The 1,358-nt window shown below is 35.1% G+C and carries 2 protein-coding genes; both read left to right on the forward strand.

The features are described from left to right. Positions 1-116: 116 nt before the first annotated feature. The gene (locus tag BCU91_RS07920; protein ID WP_006086915.1) at positions 117-575 is read left to right on the forward strand and encodes a nuclear transport factor 2 family protein; all 459 of its coding nucleotides are present in this window, start codon (positions 117-119) and stop codon (positions 573-575) included. Positions 576-678: 103 nt separating this feature from the next. Then, positions 679-1,344: an HAD-IB family phosphatase gene (locus tag BCU91_RS07925; RefSeq protein WP_157936278.1), complete on the forward strand. Its 666-nt coding sequence runs from the start codon at positions 679-681 to the stop codon at positions 1,342-1,344. The last annotated feature ends 14 nt before the right edge of the window (positions 1,345-1,358 follow it).

Here is a 1,358-nt window from a genome sequence, read left to right on the forward strand (position 1 = left end):
ATATGGACAAATTTTGCTGTTTCGCTTTTTGCTTTTCCGCTTCGCGGGCAAAAATCAACCCAGCAAAATTCGCCCATTAACAGAGCGTTATACCCAAATTAACATAGGAGGTTATTTTGAAAAGACTGTATTTATTTTTGTTATCCCTTTCGATTTCTCTATCACTTAGTGCAGGTGAAATTGATTTAACAGAATTTGGAAAATCGTACTTTACAGCATGGAAAGCTACCCAAGCACCAAATGCGACTAAAAAGGACATAGAACATTATTTGTCGTTTTTAAAAGATGATATAGGGCACCAACACCTACCTTACGATCCAGATGATTCGCGCTTATCGGACGGAAAAGACAGCATGCGAAATGGTATGTCATATTATCTCGGCTCCCATACAGACTATTCAGCCGAACTTTTTCAAGTTGTCCCAGCCTATAATGTTGTTGTTATCACTTACTCAACCAAAAGCAGTGGTATTCATCCCCAAACTAAAGAAATGATGCATCAGAGTTACGACACTATGGAAGTATTAGAAATAGAAGACGGCAAGGTGTCGGTCATTAGGAAGTATTCAGAATAGTGCAAGGGTATAACAAGCCAAGTCAGCGGGAATTTTACTCGCTGAAAAGCGCTCATAAAATCCCCTGCTTGGGGCGTTATACCCAAAGGCGATGTTCCTATATATGAATCCTATAGCACTCTTTGATTTCGATAAAACGATTATAAACAAAGATACTGGTTTATCTTTTATTCTGTATGCATTAAAGAAAAACCTCCTACGTTACTTTTTTGCATTATTGATTACACCTATCTCATTACTATTTTTTCTCTCAAATAAAACTAGATTTATCGGAAACTCAATCTATTTATGGGTCGCAACCGCAGGTCTTTCTATATCTGGAGTACAAGAACTTCGTACAAGTTTTATTAACCATTATGTAAATTCACCAGAAGTAATGATTTACAAAGATGCACTAATTAAAATTGAAGAACATTTTGAACAAGGTCATCAAGTGATAATCATAAGCGGTGCTTCGACATGGATGGTTGAAGGAATAATAAAAACAATAGATGTGCCTAAACTGCAAATATTAGGATCAGATGAACAACGATTCTTTGGTGGTATGATTAGCCGTTTCCATTGTTTTGAACAGAATAAGGTGAAAATATTAGATCAACTTTTAAATATCAATAATTACTCTCAAATTTTCGGTTATTCAGATAGCTCAGCAGATATTCCTTTACTGTCAATTTGCCACAATAAATATGTTGTAAACCCAAGCCAGAGAAGTTTAATAAAATTTAAAAAAGCATTTAAAACAGATGTTAAGGTGTTAAATTGGGTATAACAGATAAGGATAGG

This window comes from Shewanella sp. 10N.286.52.B9, assembly GCF_002873635.1.
Classification (GTDB): Bacteria; Pseudomonadota; Gammaproteobacteria; order Enterobacterales; family Shewanellaceae; genus Shewanella.